We start from the raw sequence: 6,268 nt of genomic DNA, 5'->3' as shown, positions 1-6,268 counted from the left end.
CCTGGGGCTAAGCTCCGGGACAAAAAGGCGAAAAAAATGAGCTCCTCCACACGGACTACAGCTGCCCAGGGCAAAAACTGCGTTCAAACACTCTCAGCGCGCAATTTGTTCTGTCTGGTAACAATTCTGATGCTCGCCATTGTCACGGCGAAAGCCCAAACCATCGTCACGCCACCCACTACAACAGTTCAATATCTTGGCGTACCTAACCCGCAGGGCACCACCGATGCCGCGGTCACCGCACCTTTGGGCGGCATTATTTTAACGGGGACGGCGCTCAGTCCCGCTACCGGCCAACCGGAACGCCACCTGTGGGTGGCGGATGCTACTTCAGGGATCTGCCGTGTGGATCCGGACCTGGATTCGCCCGGACCATACGCAATGAACCTGCAAACTTGCCCGTTCAAGATTAATGGCGCGTCCATTACCGGCGGCCCCATGGCGTTTGATCCCACGCCGCATTTCCTTGATCCCGCGAATCCTACGGTCGCAACGAATTATCTCTATTTCGTAGATGAGCAGCGCGCGTCACAGGGCATCATGCGAATTGGCTATATCGCCACCGGTGACAGCGGCCATGGCTTTCTGGATTTCTCCAGTGTATTTGTAATGGCAGGCAACACTACCGGCGCGCGCTTCGGCGGAGGCACTACAGGTTGCCCACTTCCTGGAAATCCCGGTCTGCCGGCTGCGGCGACTCTTAGTCCTCTCGGCGATCTCTGGGTCGGCTTCAAGAAGAGCGGCTCGATCGTTCGTTTCAACCAGCCGGGCACCGCGTCTGAAACCGGCTTCGGCACTTGCGACCAGTTCATCACGCCTGTTGCCACGGTCAACAAAATATCCAATGGCCTGGCTTTTGTTGGCCATGATTTGTGGGGCGCGGACGGCACGTCGCCTTTCTTTGTAAAAAATGCCGACACCACCTGCGCCGTTCCTCCGCACGGATTGTGCCTTGCCCCAACGGACGTGATCAATGTGTTGGCCGGACCAATTGGCGCGGCTCCCACGGCCACCATGAGCGACCAGTATTATCCCGCCGTCAACGGCAACAACGTGTATTTCTCGCTCTCTCCCGCGGGTGGTCCTTTCAACACTGCATGGTTAGGAAACGCCTCGGCTGCCGACGCTGGCATGGCGGCAACGACTCTCGATACGACTTTTTACGGCACGTTCAATCCCGTGGGCGGCCCCAGCCAGGCAATTGCAAACATCAATGGCCTGGGTGTGGATGCCAGTGATCCCGCCAACATTGTGCTTTATAGCGCTGACGATTACGGCGGCGCGGGTTTGCTCGGGCAAGGCATGTGGTTCCAGACTTGCCAGGGCATCCCTGGTCCGGTCCCTGCGCCGGCGCCTGCACCTTACGTGCTCAATTGTCCGACTCCTCCCGCCACGGCTGCTCCCGGCGCTCCGCTCAACGTTTTTGGAGTCGCCAGCAATAATGCCGTCACGGTAAATTGGAGTCCGGCACAATCGAATCAGCCGGTCACCAGCTATACCGTGAACACCTTGATTGGCGGCGTTGCAGCTGGTTCACAAGCTGTTGTTCCGGCCGCTGGCTCTCTCTTCCCGCCCACCTCTGTTTTTATCGGCGGCCTGACAAATGGCACCACGTATACCTTCACCGTCAGCGCCACAAATGCCTCAGGCACCAGCCCGGATTCGGCTCCGAGCGCTCCGGTTACTCCTCCGGGCATCGCAATTCCTGCGGCTCCCACGGGCGTATCGGCCATTCCTGGTGACACACAGGCATCCGTATCATTCACAGTCTCACCGCCTCCACAAGGCGCGCCCATCACTAGTTATCTGGTGACGTCGAGTCCTGGTGGAATTCTGGCCAGCATTCCGCCACCAGCAACCGGAAATATCGGCACGGCATTGGTCGGCGGTCTTACCAACGGCGTGAGCTACACATTTACGGTCCAGGCCATCAACCTTGCTGGTCCGAGCTTGCCTTCCGCGCCTTCGAATGCCGTCACTCCGTCAGCAACTCATGTGCCGGTTCTAAACGTAACGATGAGCGGTCCCTCGTCGGTTTCTAGCGTGCCGTCGCAGGCCACTTATACGATCACTGTTTCCAATCCGATTACTGCCACGTCGAACTTCCCTGCTAACGTGTCAGTAACTCACACCTTGTCCCCGATTCCCGCCACGATCGTTGCTGGCGGCGCATCGCGCAATGTGGCTACGGGCATCGTCACAATCACTACGAGCAGCCCGCACGGATTGAACATCGGACAGAGCATAACCATTGCTGGAGTTACCGATGCATCGTTCAACGGAACATTTACGATCCAGGATGTTCCAACCGCCACCACGCTGACATATGCTCAGGCAGGTGCCGCGGCTACCAGCGGTTCCGGAACCATTACCGGTTTGCCGCTGTCTAACATTCTGGTGGCTCAAACCAGTCAGGGTACGTGCACTGCAGGGGGCTCTGGCGTGATAAGCGTTAGCTGCAATCAGGGAGTCCTGAATGCCGGATCTTCGGCAACCATGACCGTGACCGTGCAAGTCCAGAACCAGGCCATCCTCAACACTGTGGTCGCAAGCGGAACTGACCAGGCCGGTACGCTGCTGGCAAACGCAACTACCAGCGAAGCAACCACCGTGCCATTGCCGACAGTTTCAACTATATCGACGGCTGTCTCAGTGGCGGGCAACGCACAGGCTCCAAATCCTAACGTGGGCCAGGCAGGTAACATCACCTGGACCATCTCCAACACAAGCTTCACACCCGCTCCAAATGTTGTGTTCACCCTCTTCACTCCAAACGGGTTAATCATCAATTCGCCAAATCCGCCGAGTGTGACGGTAAACAACGGAGGCTCTGCTGTTTGTGCGGCTGGTACAGCGGCAACCGTGAATGGCGTCAACGGGACGCAGTTCGTTTGCTCCGTCACCGCAACCGCGACAAATCCAACCGCGGCCCTTGGCGGATCCACCAAAGGCGGCGCCAAACCACCGCAAACCATGATCGTCACTCAGAACGTGACTCCGGCAGCGGGCACGTCCAAAGCGGTGTTCAACGTGATTGGCACGGTCACTTTCGGACCGGGAGGCACCGATACGTTACCTAACTCGAAAACTGTGGTCATCACCGTGAGATAGAACAAACGCGGGCTGCCGGGAGGTGAACAACGTCCCGGCAGTTCTGCGATACCAGAAAAGAAAGGTTTTTGCTTTAGTATTATTCGCGCAAAAAATACGGGCTCATCCATGGGCCCGCTTTTTTTGCGCCTGAAAAAGACTTTATTGCCAACCGCTACTGACCACGTTCATTCCTCTCTTGATTGAAGAATGAAAGTCCAACTTGGGAAACTCTGTTACCAATTGTGCAAGCGTTAAAAATATTCGCCGTTTTTGAAACCAGAATTGATGAGGTGAAAGGCGTAAAGATCTGACGCCGTGATTCGCAACACTAATGAGTTTTACGGCACTTCCGGATGTAAATGGTGCCGGGCAGTTTGGATGATGCCTTCTTTTTGAATGTCAGCAAAAGATCCCGGGATCCAAGGGTTCCGGGACGGGAAGGCTAAAAAGTGAGACCCTATATTACGGCTGTTACATTGGCGGCAAGCAAATCTGTTTTGCGCGGAAAGTCCACGGCAGTTTTGTTTTGCCTTGCAGTTTTCTTCGCGTTTGCAACTTTTTCAGCAAACGCCCAATCAACGATCACCCCAACTACCAGCACAATCCAGTTTGCCGGCACACCTGCACAGAGTTCAATCACCGCTCCCACGGGCGCTCAGGTGCTTTATGGCACAGCTCTGAGCCCGGTCACAAATCAACCAATCCGCCACCTTTGGGTAGGCGACGCCACCGCGGGCCTCTGCCGCATGGATCCCGATCTCGATTCTCCGGGGCCTTATGCCATCAATCCTGCAACCTGCCTCTCGGGTTTTGCCATTCTGGGCGGAGCCATGGCCCTTGACCCGGGCAACAACCTGCTTTACTTCGTCGACAATCAGCGCGTCTCTCAAGGTATTTTTAGAATCAGCTATCTTCCCGCCGGAGACAACGGCAATGGATCGTTGGATCAAACATCGCTCTTCAGTCTGGGCGGCAGTCCATCCGGCAGCATCTTTCCCGCAGGACAGACCGGTTGCGCTTTGCCCGGCTCTCAGCTCTTTCCTAACTCCGCCGCTCTCGATCCTGAAGGTAATCTCTGGGTCGGCCTGGCCAAGGCTGCGCTGATATTTAAGTTCAACAATCCAGGTGCCGTTACATCTACGAACTTTGGAACGTGCAGCCAGTTCATGCAGAACGTTGCCACCATCCCCAATAATCGCGTGGGCGCGGGCATTGCATGGATGGGACACGATCTTTGGGGCGCCAGTCCTGAATCTGTATTCGTAATTCCCAATGCTGATACGGTTTGCCTCGTTGGCACCAACCCGGCGTGCAGTTCCAGCAATGGCACAATCAAGCTCACCCTTCCCTCTATCGTTGGCGCTACGGCCATGACTGGCGACCAGTTCTATCCCGCCATCAATGGCAACAATCTTTATATTGGCTTGCCCACGGATGTCGCGTGGGTCGGGAACGTCACGGGTGGTTCGGCAGGTCAGACCCTTACTCTCACCTACACCAACTCGTCTGCGAATCCGCTTTCCAATGTCACGTCCGTAGGAATTGATGGGACCGATCCTGCGAACCTCATTGTGTACGCTGGTGACGATCCCAGCGCTCTTGGCACAGCCGGAGCCGGAAGATTGTTCCAGACCACACAAACATCCGCCGCGCCCGCGCCTCCCGGAGCTCCGCTCGATGTCATCGCTACCGGCGGCGGCACGTTACCTGCAGCTATCGCATGGAGTCCCGCGCAGGTGGCCCAGCCGATCACCAGCTATACCGTCCATAACAACTTCGCGTCCAACGGTCTTCTGCTTCCAGACGTGTTGGTCGCCCCGCTTGGTGGCGGTCTCTTCCCGCCCACATCCGCCAACATTAATGTTGCGCAAAACGTGGCATATCAATTCCAGGTTTCCGCCAGCAATGCACAGGGTTCCAGTCCGCTATCAGCACCCAGCAATGTGGTGCCGCTAGGCGCCGGAATTCCTGCCGCGCCAACCGGCGTCGGTGCGATTGCCGGAGACACGCAGGCATATGTCTCCTGGACAGCTCCCATCAATAGCAACGGCACGCTGATTACTTCTTATACGGTGACCGCTCTGGTGAACGGCGTTCCCACGGGTATCAGTTCAACCATTGCCGCCCCGAGCAGCAGCAGCGTGAATACCATCGTCTCCGGACTCACTGACGGCACGGCGTACAGCTTCACCGTCCATGCCACAAGTGCTGGAGGAGATGGTCTGGAATCGGATCCTTCAGCTCCAATCACGCCTTCAGCCGCCAACGTCCCGGTGATGAAAATCCTGGTCTCGGGACCGCCTTCGCAAAATCCTGTACCGGCGATTGTCTCCTATGAAGTCACGGTCACAAATACCTCGCTCTTCCCGGTCACTAATGTGATCGTGAACAACGTTCTCAGCACCACGGACGGAGCATTCATCATTGTTACTGAGCCGCCACAGGGAACCTGCACGGCGGGCGGGACGGGCGTAACAAACGTGGCTTGTGGGCTAGGTAACATGGCTCCTGGCCAGGTGGTTGTCATTGATGTGGCTGTGCAAATGCAGAAAGCGCAGATCACGCTCACCTCGCGCGTCACGGCAAATGATGTGGCCGGGTCATCCACCACTTTCAAGGAGGAGCACCGCACTACTTCGCCTCCTGGAGCGCCTCCGCCAACCGGCTCGGCGCAAATCTCCGTCCCGATTTCAGGCAATGGCCTGCCCACCAGCCTCAACCCAGGACAGGCGGGAACTCTGACCTGGACGGTCCAAAACACTACAGGCGTTCAGGCAAACAATCTCCTGCTCGCGCTGAACATTGACAGCCTGCTGACGATTACTGGAGTGACCGCCACTCCAAATAGCGGCAGCAATCCCGTCACATGCAATGCACCTGTTCCGGGATTGATCAACACAAACCTGGTGCTCTGCAGCATTGCCAGCCTCGGCGGCCCCAAATCGGCAAACCCGGTTACGGTCATGAAAGTGACGGTCAACATCACCGCGCCCAACCAGAACAACTTGCAGTTGCTGCCCACAGGCACAGTCAGCTTTGACGGGATCGATACGTCAAATCCGACGGCAACTATAACGATCCGAGTCCATTAACCAGCTCCGGACTGCCGACGCGCAATCAGGCTTCGGCAGTTTGGACTGTGCAACCTAGACAAGATGTAGATCGGCTCATAAGC

2 protein-coding genes are annotated in these 6,268 nt (G+C 56.8%); both read left to right on the top strand.

The window, feature by feature from the left end; all coding sequences use genetic code 11:
- The first annotated feature begins 36 nt into the window (after positions 1–36).
- Entirely contained in the window at positions 37–3,111 is a 3,075-nt protein-coding gene (locus tag LAO76_03665) for a fibronectin type III domain-containing protein (protein MBZ5490014.1), read from the top strand.
- Positions 3,112–3,542: 431 nt separating this feature from the next.
- Positions 3,543–6,185, top strand: a complete 2,643-nt coding sequence (locus tag LAO76_03660; GenBank protein ID MBZ5490013.1) for a fibronectin type III domain-containing protein — start codon at positions 3,543–3,545, stop codon at positions 6,183–6,185.
- Positions 6,186–6,268: the final 83 nt, after the last annotated feature.

This window comes from Terriglobia bacterium (genome assembly GCA_020072645.1).
GTDB lineage: Bacteria > Acidobacteriota > Terriglobia > Terriglobales > Acidobacteriaceae > Angelobacter.
This window is presented reverse-complemented; position numbering and strand designations above follow the sequence as displayed.